Annotated in this window: 14 protein-coding genes; 3 read left to right on the forward strand and 11 right to left on the reverse strand. The window is 70.9% G+C overall.

Features of this window, described 5'->3' with window-relative positions:
• Nucleotides 1–169 precede the first annotated feature (169 nt).
• The gene (locus ABT354_RS36355) at nucleotides 170–1561 is read left to right on the forward strand and encodes a GNAT family N-acetyltransferase (RefSeq protein ID WP_351501996.1); all 1392 of its coding nucleotides are present in this window, start codon (nucleotides 170–172) and stop codon (nucleotides 1559–1561) included.
• Nucleotides 1562–1759: 198 nt separating this feature from the next.
• Nucleotides 1760–2311, forward strand: a complete 552-nt coding sequence (locus ABT354_RS36360) for a hypothetical protein (RefSeq protein WP_351501998.1) — start codon at nucleotides 1760–1762, stop codon at nucleotides 2309–2311.
• A 1427-nt stretch (nucleotides 2312–3738) separates the two neighbouring features.
• Here ABT354_RS36360 and ABT354_RS36365 read toward each other — a convergent pair.
• The 4 genes from ABT354_RS36365 to ABT354_RS36380 form a co-directional block, all read right to left on the reverse strand.
• Nucleotides 3739–5673: an ABC transporter ATP-binding protein gene (locus tag ABT354_RS36365; protein ID WP_351502000.1), complete on the reverse strand. Its 1935-nt coding sequence runs from the start codon at nucleotides 5671–5673 to the stop codon at nucleotides 3739–3741.
• A 65-nt stretch (nucleotides 5674–5738) separates the two neighbouring features.
• Nucleotides 5739–6500 (reverse strand): lasso peptide biosynthesis B2 protein, encoded by a 762-nt coding sequence (locus ABT354_RS36370; protein WP_351502002.1) that lies wholly within the window; start codon nucleotides 6498–6500, stop codon nucleotides 5739–5741.
• Nucleotides 6497–8230, reverse strand: a complete 1734-nt coding sequence (locus ABT354_RS36375; protein ID WP_351502004.1) for an asparagine synthase-related protein — start codon at nucleotides 8228–8230, stop codon at nucleotides 6497–6499. Before ABT354_RS36375 ends, ABT354_RS36370 begins: the two co-directional genes overlap by 4 nt.
• Nucleotides 8231–8494: 264 nt before the next feature.
• On the reverse strand, nucleotides 8495–8623 hold the full coding sequence (locus tag ABT354_RS36380) for a hypothetical protein (RefSeq protein WP_351502006.1): 129 nt from the start codon (nucleotides 8621–8623) through the stop codon (nucleotides 8495–8497).
• A 244-nt stretch (nucleotides 8624–8867) separates the two neighbouring features.
• On the opposite strand from ABT354_RS36380, the gene ABT354_RS36385 reads away from it, so the two are divergent.
• On the forward strand, nucleotides 8868–10208 hold the full coding sequence (locus tag ABT354_RS36385; protein ID WP_502983571.1) for a tetratricopeptide repeat protein: 1341 nt from the start codon (nucleotides 8868–8870) through the stop codon (nucleotides 10206–10208).
• Between the two features lie 136 nt (nucleotides 10209–10344).
• On the opposite strand, the gene ABT354_RS36390 is transcribed toward ABT354_RS36385, so the two are convergent.
• The 7 genes from ABT354_RS36390 to ABT354_RS36420 all read right to left on the reverse strand — a co-directional run bounded on the left by ABT354_RS36390 (nucleotide 10345) and on the right by ABT354_RS36420 (nucleotide 15687).
• Nucleotides 10345–11376, reverse strand: coding sequence for an MvdC/MvdD family ATP grasp protein (locus ABT354_RS36390; protein WP_351502010.1), 1032 nt, complete (start codon nucleotides 11374–11376; stop codon nucleotides 10345–10347).
• Nucleotides 11370–11612, reverse strand: coding sequence for a putative ATP-grasp-modified RiPP (tgmA, locus tag ABT354_RS36395; RefSeq protein WP_351502012.1), 243 nt, complete (start codon nucleotides 11610–11612; stop codon nucleotides 11370–11372). Before tgmA ends, ABT354_RS36390 begins: the two co-directional genes overlap by 7 nt.
• Complete coding sequence (locus ABT354_RS36400) at nucleotides 11609–12601, reverse strand: CPBP family glutamic-type intramembrane protease (protein ID WP_351502020.1); 993 nt, start codon at nucleotides 12599–12601, stop codon at nucleotides 11609–11611. Before ABT354_RS36400 ends, tgmA begins: the two co-directional genes overlap by 4 nt.
• A 5-nt stretch (nucleotides 12602–12606) precedes the next feature.
• Nucleotides 12607–13548: a Scr1 family TA system antitoxin-like transcriptional regulator gene (locus tag ABT354_RS36405; RefSeq protein ID WP_351502014.1), complete on the reverse strand. Its 942-nt coding sequence runs from the start codon at nucleotides 13546–13548 to the stop codon at nucleotides 12607–12609.
• Nucleotides 13548–14189 carry a hypothetical protein gene (locus ABT354_RS36410; RefSeq protein ID WP_351502016.1) on the reverse strand — a complete coding sequence of 214 codons (642 nt, stop codon included), beginning with the start codon at nucleotides 14187–14189 and terminating at the stop codon, nucleotides 13548–13550. The genes ABT354_RS36405 and ABT354_RS36410 overlap by 1 nt, the downstream gene beginning before the upstream one ends.
• Before the next feature lie 539 nt (nucleotides 14190–14728).
• The gene (locus ABT354_RS36415; RefSeq protein ID WP_351502018.1) at nucleotides 14729–15304 is read right to left on the reverse strand and encodes a hypothetical protein; all 576 of its coding nucleotides are present in this window, start codon (nucleotides 15302–15304) and stop codon (nucleotides 14729–14731) included.
• Nucleotides 15301–15687, reverse strand: a complete 387-nt coding sequence (locus ABT354_RS36420; RefSeq protein WP_351502022.1) for an ATP-binding protein — start codon at nucleotides 15685–15687, stop codon at nucleotides 15301–15303. The genes ABT354_RS36415 and ABT354_RS36420 overlap by 4 nt, the downstream gene beginning before the upstream one ends.
• Between the last annotated feature and the right edge of the window lie 745 nt (nucleotides 15688–16432).

The following is a 16432-nucleotide window of genomic DNA, read 5'->3' on the forward strand; positions in this document are numbered from 1 at the left end:
AGGTGAGTTGATGACTGTCGTCGAGGCCGCTGCTGTGCGCAGTGCCCGCCGGACCATCCTCACGTCCCGGGCCCCGGTCTGACCTGACACCGCTGTCCCCCGCCCGAGCCCTGTCGGCTCGCGGGGTCGGTGGCCCGTCCATCGGGGCCCCTTTTCCAGGGTCTCTCTCTTGTCTCATACCGATAATCCGCCCACCGAGGCGTTCTTCGCGCTCCACCACGGCCTGCCCCGGCAGGGTCCCGGGTCGGACGCCACCACACGACGTCTGCTGGCGGCGGCCGGGCCGCTGCCCGACCACCCCCGGGTGCTGGACGCCGGGTGCGGCCCCGGCCGCGCCGCGCTGCTGCTGGCCGAGGAGGCCGGTGCGTCCGTCACCGCGGTCGATCTGCACCAGCCCTTCCTGGACGGCCTCGCGGCCGAGGCGGCCCGCCGGGGTCTGGGCGACCGGATCACGGTCGTCAACCGCTCCATGGACCGGCTTCCCCTCCCCGATCACAGCTTCGACCTGATCTGGGCCGAGGGCTCGGTCCACGCCATCGGCTTCGACCGTGCCCTGCGGGTCTGGCGCCGTCTGCTCGCCCCCGGCGGCGTCCTGGTCGTCACCGAGATCGAATGGGCGGTGCCCGACCCCGCCGCTCCGGCCCGCGCCTACTGGGACGCGATCCATCCGCCGCGTACCCATACCCGGAACACCCACGCCGCACGGGCGGCCGGCTACCGCGTCGGCGCGCACCGGCCACTGCCGGAGAGCGACTGGTGGGACGAGTACTACACCCCGCTGGGCCGGCGGATCGCCGGAGCGGACCTGCGGCTGCCCGGTATGCCGGAGGCGCTCGCGGCGCTCCGGGCGGAGATCGCGATGCGGCGCGAGCACGGTGGCGACTACCGGTACGCCGCCTATGTCCTCCACCCCGAGGACAACGCCGCCCCCGCCCCCGTCACCCCCATCACCTCTGCCACCTCTGCCACTCCTGCCATCTCCACCACCCCTGTCATCTCCACCACCATCGACACGGCTGTCGCCATCGACAGCAGCGAGAACGGAACCCCCATGACCAGCTGGACCACCCGCCCCGAGACCGCCGACGACATCGCGGCCATCCGCGCCATCAACCTCGCCGCCTTCCCCGGCGCCGAGGAGGCCGACCTCGTGGACGCGCTGCGCGCCGACCCGGAGGCGTGGATCGACGGCCTGTCCGTGATCGCCACCGCACCCGACGGCACTGCGGCCGGGCACGCCCTGCTCACCCGGTGCCATGTCGACGGCGCGCCCGCCCTCGCCCTGGCCCCGTGCGCGGTACTGCCCTCCGCCCAGCGCACCGGCGCCGGCTCCGCCGCCGTCCGCGCCGCGCTGGACGCCGCCCGCGCCCAGGGGGAGAACCTCGTCGTCGTCCTCGGCCACGCCGAGTACTACCCGCGGTTCGGCTTCACCCCGGCCTCCGGGTTCGGCATCCGCGCACCCTTCGAGGTGCCCGACGAGGCCATGATGGCCCTGGCCCTCGACGACACCCGCGCCGTGCCCGGCGGCACCATCCGGTACCCCGCCGCGTTCGGCGTCTGACACCCCGGGGCGCCCCCGGGACCTGTTCTCCCGGGGGCACCCCGCCCCTCCCGGTACCGGGTCGGCCCCTCCCGGCCCCTCGCGGTACCGGGTCGTTGAACACACCACGTCATGAACGTCGTACGTTCGTTGAACGGTGCCGGGCATCGTCGTTGTCGCGAGGCGAGATCCGTCCTCGCACACGAAGGGAACCCCGACATGCGCAGAGTCGTCGCCGTGTTCGCCGTCTCCACCGCCCTCGCCCTCGGAACCGCCCTGCCGGCGTCCGCCGCCGGGGACACCCCCCGTACCACCGGAAAGGGCGACCAGTGCGTCGCCGACGTCACCACCCAGAAGGTGACCTGCTTCGAGACCTTCCGCCAAGCGGCGAAGGCCGGTTCGCAAGGAGCCGTCACCACCGCCGACAACCCCGCAGAACTGACAGCCGCCCTCGGCACAAAAGCCCGCGAGGACTGGGGCACCGGCCGCACCTGGCTCGGCACCGCCTCCTGGGACGCCGACCACCTCGGCGACTCCCTCTACTTCTGGGGCAACCACACCTGCGCCACCGGCAACGGCGAGGACTACGCCTGGGACCTGGGCGGCAGCCGCTGGAACGACCAGATCAGCTCACTCACCCCCAGCTCCGGCTGCTGGATCACCCTCTACCAGAACTCCCAGTGGGGCGGCGCCATGAGCGACCCCTACAAGGGCCCCACCACCAACCTCGGCTGGTGGAACGACCGCACCTCGACCATCTCCTTCGGCTGACCCCAACCACACCAGGGACGGCCGGAGGCTCCCCACCCCCGGCCCTCCCCGGCCCCCACCGGCCAACCGCCCAGCCCCACCCGTCAACAGGTCGGCGTAGCCGTACCCCACCCCGCGTCCTGGTCATGGACGAGGCCGCGATGTGCGACGACCGGGACGTTGCTGAAGTCCTCGTGTGCGCTGCGAAGACCTGTACCAAGGCCGTCGGTGCTCCGCCCGCCGCACCCGCACCCTCGCTCTCGCTCTCAAGAGCTGAGGCGGGGTCCGCTAAAGGGTCTGTAGGTGGCACGAATTCGTGTGGGGCCGCAACTGTCAATCTGGCGTCAGTGCTCGTCATTCAGCGGATGTGCATCCACAACACCACGAGGTCGACGGCCGCCGTTCCGTACGCAGTGAAACGCCGTGTACGATGCCGACAGCCGTCGGCTTCACATTACGTCGCTGTGCAGGGCCACGCTCCGCGTCGCGCTGAGACTATTGCGGTCACACAACGACCAGTTTCTGGGTTCCCCAGCCCCAACTGCCGAACGCCTCGCCGCCATATGCGCCTGCCTGTAGGAACACAAACCCATCCGGGAACAGACGGCCCGTCTCACTGATCGCCACGGTCGACGGCGTCGAGCCGCAGGGCCCTTGCGTGCGCCGCCACCCTTCGATACTGGACCTGAAAGACAGGCCCCAAAGCTGCGCCGGTCCAATCTGGCGGACGCAGCGGGACGTCACTGTGCCCTTCAGCTCATACCGATTACCGGTCCGGGTGACCGTAGCCTTGATGGACACGTCGTACGAGTTGTTGGTCCAGCTGCTGCTGCTCCGGTAGGTCACTGTGACCGACTGTGGGGCGGCAGCCGCGGGGTTGATCCCGCTCAGCGTGACCAGCAGCGCAGTTACCGCACAGAGCGTTAACCGGGCTGCGGCCCGCAAGGCCCCAACTGATCGTTGTCTCGACGTCATCTTCCCTCCAAAGGGGTCGAAGAAGGTCGGATCATCTCGATGGGACTGTTGATGAGAGGAAGCGCGGTATCCGGGCAACGATGTTCCTCAGCACGTGCCAGCGCCGTGCACCGGATCATGAACCTCTCGGGTGACAGGACTGGGCGTGTCACCCTCAGGAATCGGAGATTGATCCGCAGGCCCACTGTGTACAGTCCCGATCCTCACTCTGCCCGCAACGATCCCGGGCATGCCCGAAGCGCGGTATGACAACCCCTAGGGGTGAAAGGAAAACGTCAGTTTGATTCAAGCGGGCACTTGCCGGGCTGAGGGAGTTTTCACCTGTGCCGTTGCGTGGTCCCAACTACGCTTGCAAAAAGCGCCATATGGCTGAAAAGCCCTCTCTATTGCAGAAACTGGAACCTGATTTCCGGAATGAGGTTCCGACTTGTCCGCGAACCCCTGCCCCGGAATCGCGCATCGAGATGCAGCACCTAGGCCAGCTGGTCGCTGTACGTCTCTGCCTGGGTGCGCCACATGGTCGCGTAGGTCCCGCCTCGGTGAAGGAGGGTCTCGTGGGTGCCTTCTTCGATCAGCCGTCCCTGGTCGAGGACGATGATGCGGTCAGCGGCCCGGGTGGATCCGAGTCGGTGGGTGATGAGGACGACGGTGCGGCCGGTGGCGAGAGCGCGGATGCGTTCGTAGCACGCTTCCTCTGCGAGGGGATCGAGGGCGGAGGTCGGCTCGTCGCAGATCAGCACGGGTGAATCCCGGTAGAAGGCCCGGGCTGCGGCGATCCTCTGCCATTGCCCGCCGGAGAGGTCGCGGCCTCCCCACTGGGACGGCGCGAGGTTGGCGTCGAGGCCCCCCGGAAGCGCGGCCAGGACGGTGTCGGCACCGGCGGCGTGGGCGGCGGCGTCGATCGCTGTGGTGTCCTGTGAGCCTTGGCCGAGGGTGATGTTCTCCCGGGCGGTGACGGGCCAGCGGCCGAAGTCCTGGGGCAGCATGGCCAGGCTCCGCCAGATCTGGTCGGGATCGGTGCGGGTGAGGTCGGTCCCGTCCCAGGTGACCGTTCCGGTGGTGGGGTGGTAGAGCCCGGCAAGGACCTTGGCCAGGGTGGACTTGCCGGAGCCGTTGGCCCCGACGATGGCGAGGACTTCCCCGCGGTGCGCGCGAACCGTGATGTCGGTGAGGGCGGGGGTGTCGCTGCCGGGGTAGTGGAACGTGACGCCCTTGGCCTCGATGACCTGGGGGTTGGCAGGGGCCTGGGTGCTCTCGGGCTGGAGGGTGCGGGCGGCACTGTCCCGGAGGAAGTCCTCCCAGTCGGCGAGGTACAGGCCGGTCTTGAACCCCGAGTTCGCGCCGTGGACCAGTCCGGCGAGGAGGCGTCCGCTGGTCTGGACGGCGATGACGGCGGTGCCGGCGGCGGCCGGGGCGATGTGGCCGGTGGCGGCAAGCCAGAGGAGTGTGGCGTAGACGGTGCCGGTGGCCAGTCCGGCGGCGGCGTCGCCGACGAGCTGGTAGCGGGCGTGCGTGCGGCCGACTTCGGCGGCGGCCTGTTCGAGGCGGCCGGTGACGGTCCGGAAGCGGTCGAGGAGCCAGGGCCGCATGGTGTTGGCGCGGACTTCCAGGGCGTGGTCCCGGCCGGCGGTGTGGAACATCAGGGAGTGCCGCACGCGCCGGTCGGAGAGGGTGTGGCGGTCGGCGGCGTGCGCGGCGCGGGCGGCCCTGGCGGCGGCCCATCCGCGGGGGACGACCGCGAGCAGAAGCAGCGGCAGGAGAACGGGGTGGAGATGGGCGAGGACGCCGGCGGCGGCGAGGAGGCCCAGGAGCGCGGTGGTGACGAGTCCGAGGGCTTCCACCATCAGGTGGGCGTCCTTGGCTGCCCGGGAGGCGGCTTCGCTGTGGTCGCACCAGGCGGGGTCGTCGTAGACGGCGAGCGGCACGCGGGTGGCGGCTTCGAGGTAGCGGACCTCCGCGATGCCGTCCACGCGCGGTCCGATGCGGGCGGTTGCGGCGATGGTGAGCGCGGCGATGAGGGAGCGCGCGGACGCGGCGAGGGCAACGATGATGATCGAGGGGAGTGCGTCATGAAGCCGGTCGGCGGTGGGGCCGGCGGCCAGGATGGGGGCCAGGGCGCCGGTGGTTGCGTAGAGGCCGACCGCGGTCACCGCCCCGGAGGCGACCTGGAGCAGGCCGACGAGGAGGCAGGCGCGGCGGTCGGCGTTCCAGGCGAGTTGGATCACGATGCCGGAGAGGGCGGGAAGGCGACGGGCGACGGTCCACCAGGAGGTGTCCAGGGCGTTGTCGTGGCGCTCGGCGCTGACGCTGTACTGCGGGATCGCCGTCTGGGGCGGCCGGGGGCGTCGGCCTCGCGGGAGGCGGATACGGGATCGGGCCGTGGTGGGGTCTGGTTGAGAGGTCGTCACACTCGGTGAAACTGATCACTCGTTTGGGTGGTCACGCGCGTGAGGGGTGGCGACGGGTGGCGAATTCATGTTCGGGCGTTCACGCCGGGAACCGGCCGCTCGGATGAGACCTTCAGCGCGGGTACGTAGGGCCAGGTGCGGTCGGCCGGGTCCTGTCCGATCACCTCACCCTCGGCTTCGACCCACGCGTGCGCGGCAGCCGGCGCCGTGCGCGCGCCGAGGACCCAGGTGACTTGGAGCCCTCGGAGCGCGGCGGCGAGGTACACGGCGAGCGATTCCTCAAGGCACGCCGCTCTGCCGGGCCAGAGCCGGGCGAAGTGGCGGACCGCGTGGAAGAGGCGGTCGGTCTGGTCGGCGGTAGCCGGTGTGCGTCCAAGGTGTCCCAGGGCGCGGGCCGTGCCGACCGTCGTGCGGAAGGGGGAGCAGCGCAGCAGGGTGAGGGCCGTGAGCAGCCCCAGGAACCCGGCACTGCGGTCGGCCCCGGTCAGCGGCGTGCCCGGTGGGAGGGGCGTGCGGATGGTGCGGTTCTCGGGCGGGAGCGGGGGTGCTGTGTCGGCGGTGAGCAGGCCGGTTTCGGCGAGCTGGCCGGTGAGGGCATCGAGGTCGGCCCATAGGGTGGTGGGCTCGGCCCCTTGGGCCTCCAGCCGCACCGCGAGCCGTTCCACCGCGCGGTCGAGGGGCATGCCTTCGGTGACATCACGCCAGAGGTGGGCCGCCGAGGCGTTGAGGTGCCGCCATCGGCCCCGGCCCTTGCGGATGTCCATCACGGCCGCGCTGCCGCCGGGCAGGAGTGCGGTGTGGACCTGTGGCGTCCTGCTCCTGGTCATATCGGGCTCCGTTCGGTTGCGGGCTGCCACCAGGTGGCGCGGGCGGTCTGCCGCTGGAGGCTGGTGAGCCACAGCTCGGTGACGATCAGGGCGTGGAGGGCGGCCAGGGGCGCGGGGGCCCCGGCGACCGCGCCGGTGAGAGCGACCTCGACCCGGTGGGCGTCGATCAGCCCTGCCTGCGCCAGGGACGAGGTGGAGACGATCTTCCGGAGGACGGAGGCGTTGGCGGCCAGCCCGTCGTACAGGCTGGTGGTGAACGCCGTCTTCGTCTGCCGGTGCAGCAGGAAGTCCGGCACCAGTCCGGCCAGCGCCTCCCGCGCCAGCGGCTTGTAGATGCCCTCCCGCACCCGCTGATGGGCGGGGACCGCGTGGCAGGCGTCGATCACCGTCGTGTCGAGGAACGGGGCGTGGACCGGGATGTTCCACCGCTGCCGGGCGATCGAGTCGTACATGGCGTGGCTTCCGGCCATGAACTCCAGGTCGAGCCGGTCATGGAGGGCGCCTGGGGTGACCGAGGGGTCGGCCGTCCGGGTGCGGGCTTCGATCAGTTCGGCCACGACACGGCGGCCCTCCGGGGTCAGCCACTCGGCGGCGGTGGTCAACGAGCACCAGGCCAGGTCCTCCCACCGGGCGGCACGCCACATCACGAGCGGCTCCGGGCCGGAGACCGTGGTGGCCAGGCTCTCCAGGGCACGCGGGTAGGAGGTGTGCGCGGTACGGCCGAGCTGCCGCCAGACCTTCCACGGGGCGACATGGTGAGCGCGGGCGTGAGCGGTGGCGCCGCGCAGTGCGGCGAGCCGGTGCCCGTCGAGGAACTGATCGACGTAGCGGCTGTCGGCGGCGGTCAGCACGTTGTCTCCGCCTCGCCCGGTCAGATGAGCCTGGGACCCGTGGGCGGCGACGGGTGCCATCTGCGCGTCCTTGACCGCGAGCCACCCGAGGGAGAGCGACGGAATATCGGTGACCGGGAGCGCGCCGGAATCACCCAGGCCGTCGAACTGCCGCACCCCTGCTCGCCGGGCGTCGATGATCTGGTGGGAGATGCCCACGTTCTCTGCGGCGAGGCGGCGCGCGTAGTGGACATCGTCTTCTTCGGCGAGCCGGGCGTCGGTGTAGGTCACGGACAGCACGGGACGGCGGGCGGCGGCCAGACAGGTCACCGAACTGCTGTCGATGCCGCCCGACAGGTCGGTGGTGAGCGTCCCGTACATGTCCGAGCGCCGGCCGACCGCCGTGCCGAGCGCGCTCCGAAGCTGTCGGGCGCCCTCGTCCGGGGTGAGCGGTGGCGGTACGGGCAGACGGTGGACGGCGGGATCACCGCCGGGGCGCAGGATCAGGGCATGGCCGGGCGGAACCCGTCGTACGCTCTCGTAGCGCGCCTGGTCATGGGCGATGTCCACGCCTGCCAGCGTGAGATCGGCCAGCAGGACCGGCAGACGGGGATCGGTGCCGGTCAGGGCCGCCAGTGGCGCGGCGACGGTGGACCACCAGATCGCGTCACCGTGCCGGGCCCAGTAGACGGGCACGACCCCGGCCCGGTCCCCCGCCACCGTCAGCACCCCGTCCAGCCACAGCAGCGCCAGGTACGACCCCGGCAGACGGGACATGGGCCCGTGGTTCCCCGTGCAGGCCGCCGTCAGCGCGGCCCGGCGTTCGGCAGGGGTGGCCAGGCAGATGCCCACCGTGACCAATTCGGCGTTCCACCCCTGTGTCCCGGGTACCGTGCGCATTTCCGCGACGGTGTGACCGACCGCCCAAGCCCGTGCTCGCGGCTGGTCCAGGACGGGGCGCCCGCCGACGGGTCGAGTACCGGGGACGCTGGGACAGGAAGCATCCGCGAACACCCCGGTGACGAAGCGAGCCATCGCGCCGGACTCCTTTCGCTCGTTGAACTCCGATAGAGAAGGGAGCGCCCGGGGCCGCCGGTGTTCCGGCGGCCCCGGGCGCGGACATTCAGTTCCCCCGTCACCGCGTCAGACGGTCACCGGTGCCGGTCAGTGCCAGTACTCGGTGTCGTCCACGCCTTCCTTCTTGTTCGAGCCGAGGGTGGCTCCGGTGACCGTTCCGGCCTCGAACATCACCGGCGGCTCATAGCGCTGAACAGGGGCTTCCTGCTTCTCCATCGGTACCTCCTGGGCGGTCCGGCCGCACCCGGAACTCCCGGTGTACGACCGGGCGGTGCGGCGGGCTGTGCACACACCATCGGGCAGCACGACCCCTGCGGACAGATCCGGGACAGGTGCTCTGGTGGTGCGGCCATGAGCACCCATGAGCACCCACGACCGGTGTTCCGCACAGACCGAAGGTGCCGCTACCGTCGGTGCATTAGGCACTTCGCCCACTTCTCCCTGGGGAGGCGCTCGCCTGATGCACCTGCTGACGCGGGCTCTTGCTGCCCGGGGTTGGAAGCCGATCGAGTTCGCTCGCCAAATCCGTGTGTTATCGGAGAAACACGGCATACATCTGGGTACTGGAAAAGACGGCGTATACCGGTGGATGACGAATCGCACACCGGACGAGGTGACCCAGCACGTCATCGCCGAGCTGCTGGGCATCACCGCCGACGCCGTCGGCCGGTACCCGTGGCCAGGATGGCTGGCCCTGGACCCGCTCCTGCAACCCACCCCGCACCGTTGGGACGCGTCTGGAGCCCTCCAGGCCCTGGACGAAGTGTCCTGGAGGGAAGTCACCGTGGAACTGCACCGACGCCACTTCGTCCAGCTGACCGGCGGGGCACTCACCGCCTCGCTCTGGTCCTGGCTCACTGCCGACCCCGTCGCCGCCGGGCAGATCGTCCATGACAGACGCCTGGGGGAAACCGCCGTGGCCCACATCGAGGACCGTGTCCGCCGCCTTCGCCATGCGGACGACATCGACGGCGGCGGCCAGGTCCTGTCCGAGACGGCCCTCAGCCTTCAGATGACCATCCGACTGCTGAAAGACCGCGGCTACAGCGACGCCCACGGCGCCCGCCTCTACGGAGCGGCAGCCGATCTCACCCGCATGCACGCCTGGGCGATCTTCGACCTCCACGACACCTGCGCGGACGGAACATTCAAGACCGCGCTCCACTCGGCCCACGCGGCATCCGACCCTGCACTCGGCGCACACATCCTCGCGTTCTGGTCCATCGCCGCCAGCGGCACCGGCCGCCCGGCGGACGCCGAGGCCATGACCGCCGCCGCACTCTCCGCCGCACGAGGCCGCACCACACCCCGCGTCGAAGCCATGCTGCTCTCCCGCCGGGCCCGTGCCCGGGCCCGGCAGAACGACCCGTTGGCGTACGCAGACCTCGATCGTTCCGCCGAGTTGCTGGATGCCAGGGGGCACGAAGAGGACCCCGAATGGATCTACTGGTTCGACCGGAGTGAGCACCTCGGTGCCCTGGCCTCCACCCACCTCGACATGGGACATCCCGATCGCGCGGAACGCACCTACGCCGATGCCGCTGCCCTCTTCCCGGCGGACCGCGCTCGTACCCAGGCGCTCTTCCTGTCGCGCAGGGCGGAAGCCCAGTGGCGCCAGGGAGAGGCCGAGACCGCGTGCGCCACCGCAGAAAAGGCCCTGGACCTCACCGAGGCGATCAGCTCCCACCGCACCGCCGGCCCGCTCCACGACCTTGCCCGCCGCATGCGCACCCACGAGTCGGTTCCAGCGATCCGCGACTTCCGTGAACGGCTGGCCACCGCCTTTCCCGCCAACCAGTGACTGATGGCCCGCCAGAAGGCCACCACGTCGCAGGGTAGGAGAAGTGCTGCTCGGGAGCAGGACCGATGTCTGCCGGAGCCCGGCCGTATCGGTGGTCTACCAACCCACCGATACGGCCGGGCCCTTCTCACCCAGGTCAAGTACGTCCCCGCCCCGGGCTCCGGAACCCAGCGGTGAGGAGCTGTGCGAGCGCGGCGGTGACGGCCAAGCCGGGTGGGTCGCCCTGGAGCCAGTCGTATTGGCCTGCGGGATTCACGTCGACGAGCCAGTGTTTGCCGTCGTGGTCCACAAGGAGATCGAGCGCTGCGTAGGACAGGCCGTAGTGGCGCAGCAGCCGCAGAACCCCGGTGCGTACGTCGTGGGGGACGGTGGTTCGCCGGTAGGTGAGGCTGTCGTAGTCGGCGCGGAAGTCATCACGGGCTGCTGCGGAGTGGGCGTCGATCCGGGCCGCGAACACCTCACTCCCGACGACGACCGCGCGTATCTCGTACGCCTTGTCGATCCGATGCTGGAGCTGATGGGCTCCGGCGCCGATCCGGCTGTCCAGTGCGGTGGCCTCGACCCGGCGGGTGAAGAAGACACCGTACCGCCGGTCCGGGGCGCCGTCCGGCCCGTTGATCACCGGCACGGTAATGGACTTGGCGACGGCTCCCGCGGGCGCGGCCACCGCGAACCGGAACGCCGCGCGGGGGCTGTTGCCGATCCAGGTGCCCGGGACGGCGAGCCCGCAGGCAGCCGCCCGTACGAGAACATCCGGCTTGAGCTGCGCCGCCCGAGTGTGCAACGGGTGGTTGACATGGAGGCAGTCCAGCGCGGCGAGGGTCCCGGCCAGCCCTGCGACCGCTTCCCCGGTGCCCCATCGGCGCGCCTCGGGGGTGAGGCGGGGGTTGTTGATCTGAGGGCTGCCGGGGTGCCACCACAGGATCGCGCGGACGGTCTCCAGGTCGGTGGTCCGGCCCCGGGCGGTGAGGCTGCCGGTGATCCGGCCGTCCCGGAAGTGGGCGTCCAGCGCGATCCGGCGGGGGAAGTCCGCGAGATCGAAACGGATCAGCGGTGTGCCCAGGGTGTCCAGGGCGAGGACAAGCCGGTCCGTGGTGGTGTCGGTGTCGGTGGTGATCACGCAGACCGGGCCCTGGCGCTCGGTCCGCGTGGAGCCGCCGGTCAGCACAGTCGGTCCTCCCAGCTCCCGACAGGCGCGACGCGGGCGGGGTTGTCCGTGTCGGTTCCTCCGGTGGAGGTGATCGACATGGTGCGCGCCTGCGGGCGCCGGACGACATCGGGGGTGCCGTCGGGCAGGACGACGAGCTGCCGGACGGGGTCGTAGCGACCCGGCACTCCGTCGGTCACCGCAGGCGACGTAAGGCTCTTGAACAGGGACAGGGCCAGGGGCAGGACGGGGGTCATCGCAGGCTCCGGATCTTGCGTGAGGAGGGAGTTGAGCCCGTGCCGGTGTTGTCGCCGGTGTCCGGTGCCGGGGTGGTGACGGTCTGGTAGATGGTGTGGATCGCCATGGCGAGGATCGCGGCGAGCGCGGATATCGGGACGGTCGGCTCCAGGTCGTACAGGAAGTGGACGACGATCAGGGGGGCCAAACCCCGGCAGCGGACGTACAGCAGTACGGCGACGAGGCCGATGAGGATCTGGGCCAGGGCCGGGGTGCCGAGATAGGCGTGACCGAGCACCCGAACGCCTACCACGAGGAGGGTCCACTCCCATACGGGCCGCCGGGCCTGCCGCAGCAGTGTGATCACCGCCGCTGTGACCACCAGTTCCTCGATCATGGATGTCCAGGCGATGCGGCTGGCGAGGATCATCGGGTTGTCGATGCTGAGGATGGCGAGCTGGCTGCCGGAGGTGGTGGGCCCATACCCGTGCAGGCCGGTGGAGAGCCGACCGGTGGCGATGAAGGCGGCCAGGGCGACGGCGGCGACGAGCCAGGACGGGGTCCACCAGGGCACCCGGCCGAGCGGGGTCTCGAACTCGTCGGTGCTGATCCCCCGGGCCCGGATGACCTCCCAGGCCAGCCAAACGGCCAGAACCATGGCTGGCAACCGCGTGCTGTCGCCGCCGTAGACGCCGATGGCGATGTCGATGCCGTCGGCGACTGCCACGGCCGTGGCGGTGAGTTGCAGCCGGAACTGCCTCCGGCCATTCCCGTGGAGGCGGACCTCGATCAGGTGCAGGAGCCACCGCCCGCCGGCCAGGGTCGCGGCCAGGGACACCAGGTGGCCCACGAGTTCCGCGGCGGGCTGCGGGACAGCGAAGCCGAGTGTGTCGGCGAAGATCGTCGCCGAGCGGTAGAGAGTCGGCCCGGCGGCGACCGCGATCAGCCCGAGGGCATCACGGTAGGCGCGGCGGATGCCGGGGCGGCCCGGGATCGGGCGGCCGTTCATCACGGTCACAGGAAGCAGCCTTCGGCGGTGGACGGGCGGGGGAAGACCCTGGTGACGGGCTGATCGGGCCCGGAGAGGGAGAGTGCGGCGCTGCGCAGGAGGCTGGCGCTGAGCTGCTCGCTTCTGGCTTCGCGGGTGACGGCGGTGAGGATGTCGTCGCGGTGGGCGGCGGCCCGTCCGGTCGAGTAGACGATTCCCATGCTGGTCTCTTCCGCGCACAGGTAGCGGCTGTTGCCGAGGCTGAGGGCGGTGAGGATGCCGGCGGGGAAGGCGCGTATGCCGAGGGACACGATCCGGACATCGACCGTGCGGAGGATGGTGAGGTGGCCGAGCTGGGCGGCCATGGTGGCGCGGGCGGCGCGCGGGTGCCGCCACAGGACCGGCTCCTCCAGGAGCAGGCTCAGCGAACAGTCGTCGTCCGCTTCGGCTCGTCGTCGACGGGCGTCCACGACGTCCGGCGGTGGGGCGTCCCGGACGATCTGCCCCTGCCACCAGATACGTGAGTACTCGGGTGTGTGGACGGGGTGGGGCAGCGTGGTCGCGCTGTAGACCGTGAGGTGCTGGGCCTCGCTCTCGCACCAGGTCAGGCGTTCGTACCAGCCGGGGGCAGCGTCGAGCAGGGTTGTCCCGTGGGGCTGGTCGAGGAGTTCCAGCAGCGCGGGCAGATGCAGGTCCGCGCGCGGTGTCCCGTACAGGCCGAGCAGGCGGGGAAGGATCAGGGGCAGGGTCAGGTGGACCGGCGCCGGTATCCCGGCCTCCATCTCGGCCAGGGCCTTGGCCTGGATGCCCGCGGCGGTGGCGGCGTCCCGCAGCGGTAACTCCCGGTCGCGGCGGGCCGAGCGGAGGATGATGCCGGTGACCAGGGCGGCCGTCCCGGCGATCGGGACACGGTCGGCCGGATGCCGTCGGGGGAACTCCGGGCCCGGGGCCGGTATGGCGGTTGTCATCAGGCGGCCCTCCGCTCGGCCGCCAGGTCCACCGGGGTGCAGTCCTGGAGCCGGACGGCGACCGTCGCGGCCAGGAGCCACCGGCTCCTGGCGTGTCCCGGGGGCAGGGTCAGATCCTCTCCCCGGTACACCGGGCGGCCGAACGGGCCCGGTGCGTGGATCCGGCCGCTGTAGCCGTAGACGAGCGGCGACCGGACCCGCACCGCCGTGTGCCCCCGGCGCTGGATCTCGTGGCACTCCTCTACGGCGGCGCGCGCACATCGCCGCCCCGCGCACAGCGGGGGGCGCAGGGTGATCGCGCCCTCGGCGCGGGTGTCGTGCCCGATGAGGAGGAAGAGGGTCCCTCCGAGCTCCGGAACCACGCTGGCCGGGCCGCCGCAGATCTGGCACAGGTTGTCCAGCATCGCCGCCCGTTGACGGGCGGGGTGCACCAGCTGGTAGCGGGGCCGACCCCGCCGGCCCTCCGGCAGGCTCCGCAGACCTCGGTGGAGCAGCACTCCGGACGGTGTCCGGTCGGCGGACGTCTCGTCCGCGTACTCCAGACGGCCCCGGCGGACGCGCAGGGGAAAGGGCAGCGCGGTTTCCCGGCTGCCGGGGACGATCCAGGGCTCCACGGTCGGGGCCCTGAGGGGCGTAGACACAGCGATCCTCTCGATAGGTGGGTTGGTTTGGGTGTGGTGGTGGCCCGGGAAGGTGGGGTGCCTGTCCTCCCATGCGGGCCCGGGGCTGGACAGGGGATGCGGCCCCGGAACGAACAGGGAGGAGATGAAAGGGGGTGTCCCCGCAGCGAGGGAGGGAGGCACGCGGGGACAGCCCCGGTCTAGGAGACCCGCAAGACCATCGCCACGGTCCAGAGCAGAACGGCGAGGAGACCCCCGCCGACCAGGGCAAGGACCATCAGCCTCGCCGTGAGCCTGCCGACCGCCGCATCGTGACGGGCCTGGACGGCGGGGGCGGGTAAGAAGGACCGGCCTTCGCAGATCAGACCAGTCACCGGACGCCCGGCGGGCGGAATGGGACCGGACGGCCGGAACACCGACGGCGTTGGGGAGGTATGACGGTCCACGGAGCTGTCCTTACGGGTGAGGGTGGCACAGGGGTTCCCTCCGCCGGGTTGTCACGGCCGGGGGGAACGGAGCCGGTGATCCGGCGGAGAAGGCTGGATGCGTACGCGGGACGGTCAGGCCGCCGCGTACAGGGCGGGTACCGGGAGCGCGGGTGGTGGGGACGACTGGTGCAGGTCCAGGGCCCGGCGGAGCATCCCGGGGCCGACCAGCAGATCCGGTCGTACGGGCGGTCTGACCCAGTACAGACCGTGCTCCGGACGGCGATGCAGGGAGGGAGGTAGCCATACCGTCTCCGGCGGCCCCAGACACCTCCCGTAGGCATGTGTCCAGGACCGGGCCGTCCCCGGCGGGACCAGCCAGTACAGCCAGGGCCTCCCCGCCTGCGCGACCACCGGCCCACAGACCTGCGGATGGTCCCCGCACCCACGCGGATGCGCCCGGTCCAACTCCTCGACCGCCCGCCGCCCCCCGACACCACCAGCGGTGATCACCACATCGAACAGCCCGCCCACAGGCACACACCGCGGGGTGAGAGCCGCCTCCAGCTCGCGGCGCAGCTCTGCCAGGCTCCGCGACACCCACACCATCGCCGACGGCTCCACCAGCGGTAACGCCCGCAGCGGCAACGGGTGGGGAGCGTACGGCGGCACACGGAGCGTGCGCTCCGCCACGGACTCCGGCCCTGTCATGCCGTGCCCTCCTTCAACACCAGCTCGAACCAGACGCCGCACTCGTCGTCCGTCAGCCCCCAGCGATCCGAGCACGCGTCCACTAGGGCCAAGCCGCGCCCGCGCTCCGCCAACCCGCCCTCGTCCGTTCGAGGCGACGGCAGTACCACCGGCTCCCCACCGGACACCTCCACCCGCACAACACCCGGCGCCGTCCACAGCAGCCGCAGACGAACCTCCGGGCCCCGGCCGTGAACGAAGGCGTTCGTCACCAGCTCGGACGTCACCAGCTCCGCCGCACCAGCCAGCCCTTCCAGGCCCCAGGCCCGCAGCGATGCCCGCATGATCCGTCGTATCTGCCCCGGACGGCGTGCATCGTCCGCGCTGATCGGACTGCCGGGCAGCGTGGTACGCCTGTACGAGCACTCGACGCCACGACCATGACCCGGGGCCGAAAGCCGGGGGTGTAGACACGGAGAAAGGCTGAGCGGCATGAGGGTGCCTCCATTACGACCGGGAGGAAGTTTCTGGTGGGACCTGGAGACAGCGCGCCGCCCGCAGCAGTTGGGGAACCGAGGTGTGCGATCAGTTAGCGGCGCGGGGTCGAGGCGGGCGCGGGCTGTGCCCGGCATACCCGGGGGGTCGGTGACGCTGTGTTGGGAGATCCCGCAGCATCACCGGCTCACTAGGGAGTCAGAAGTCGGCCAAGCTGTTCATACAGCCGCTGAGCGTCGTCCGCCGTCATGACAAGCGGTACCTCGACACATTCCGCCGGCTCCTCGCGCAGTTTCAGGGAGACGGTGAAGCGCCCGGCCTCGGTGATGCTCAGGACGGTGCCTGGGGCAAGGCACAGATAGCCTGCTCTCGCAGGTGGGGGCATATCAGGAGTGCCCATCTCCGGATGGCTTCTCAACATAGTCCGTAAAGCTAGGGCCAGTTGGGGCCGTGATCCCTGAGGAAGATTCAGGGATGAGTACCACTCAGGGACCAGGCGACTGCTACGGCCTGTCCGGTCGATCACGTTCGAAGCCCGGTGATGACGGACGCCGCGGTACTTGTGCCGAGGAACACATAGCCTCGCTTGTCATAGCGAGTTGTGCTCGCCCGGAGCTGATGGCCCCGTCCCAAGAACAACCAGATCACACGCCA

The organism is Streptomyces sp. NPDC000594, from assembly GCF_040299965.1.
Classification (GTDB): Bacteria; Actinomycetota; Actinomycetes; order Streptomycetales; family Streptomycetaceae; genus Streptomyces.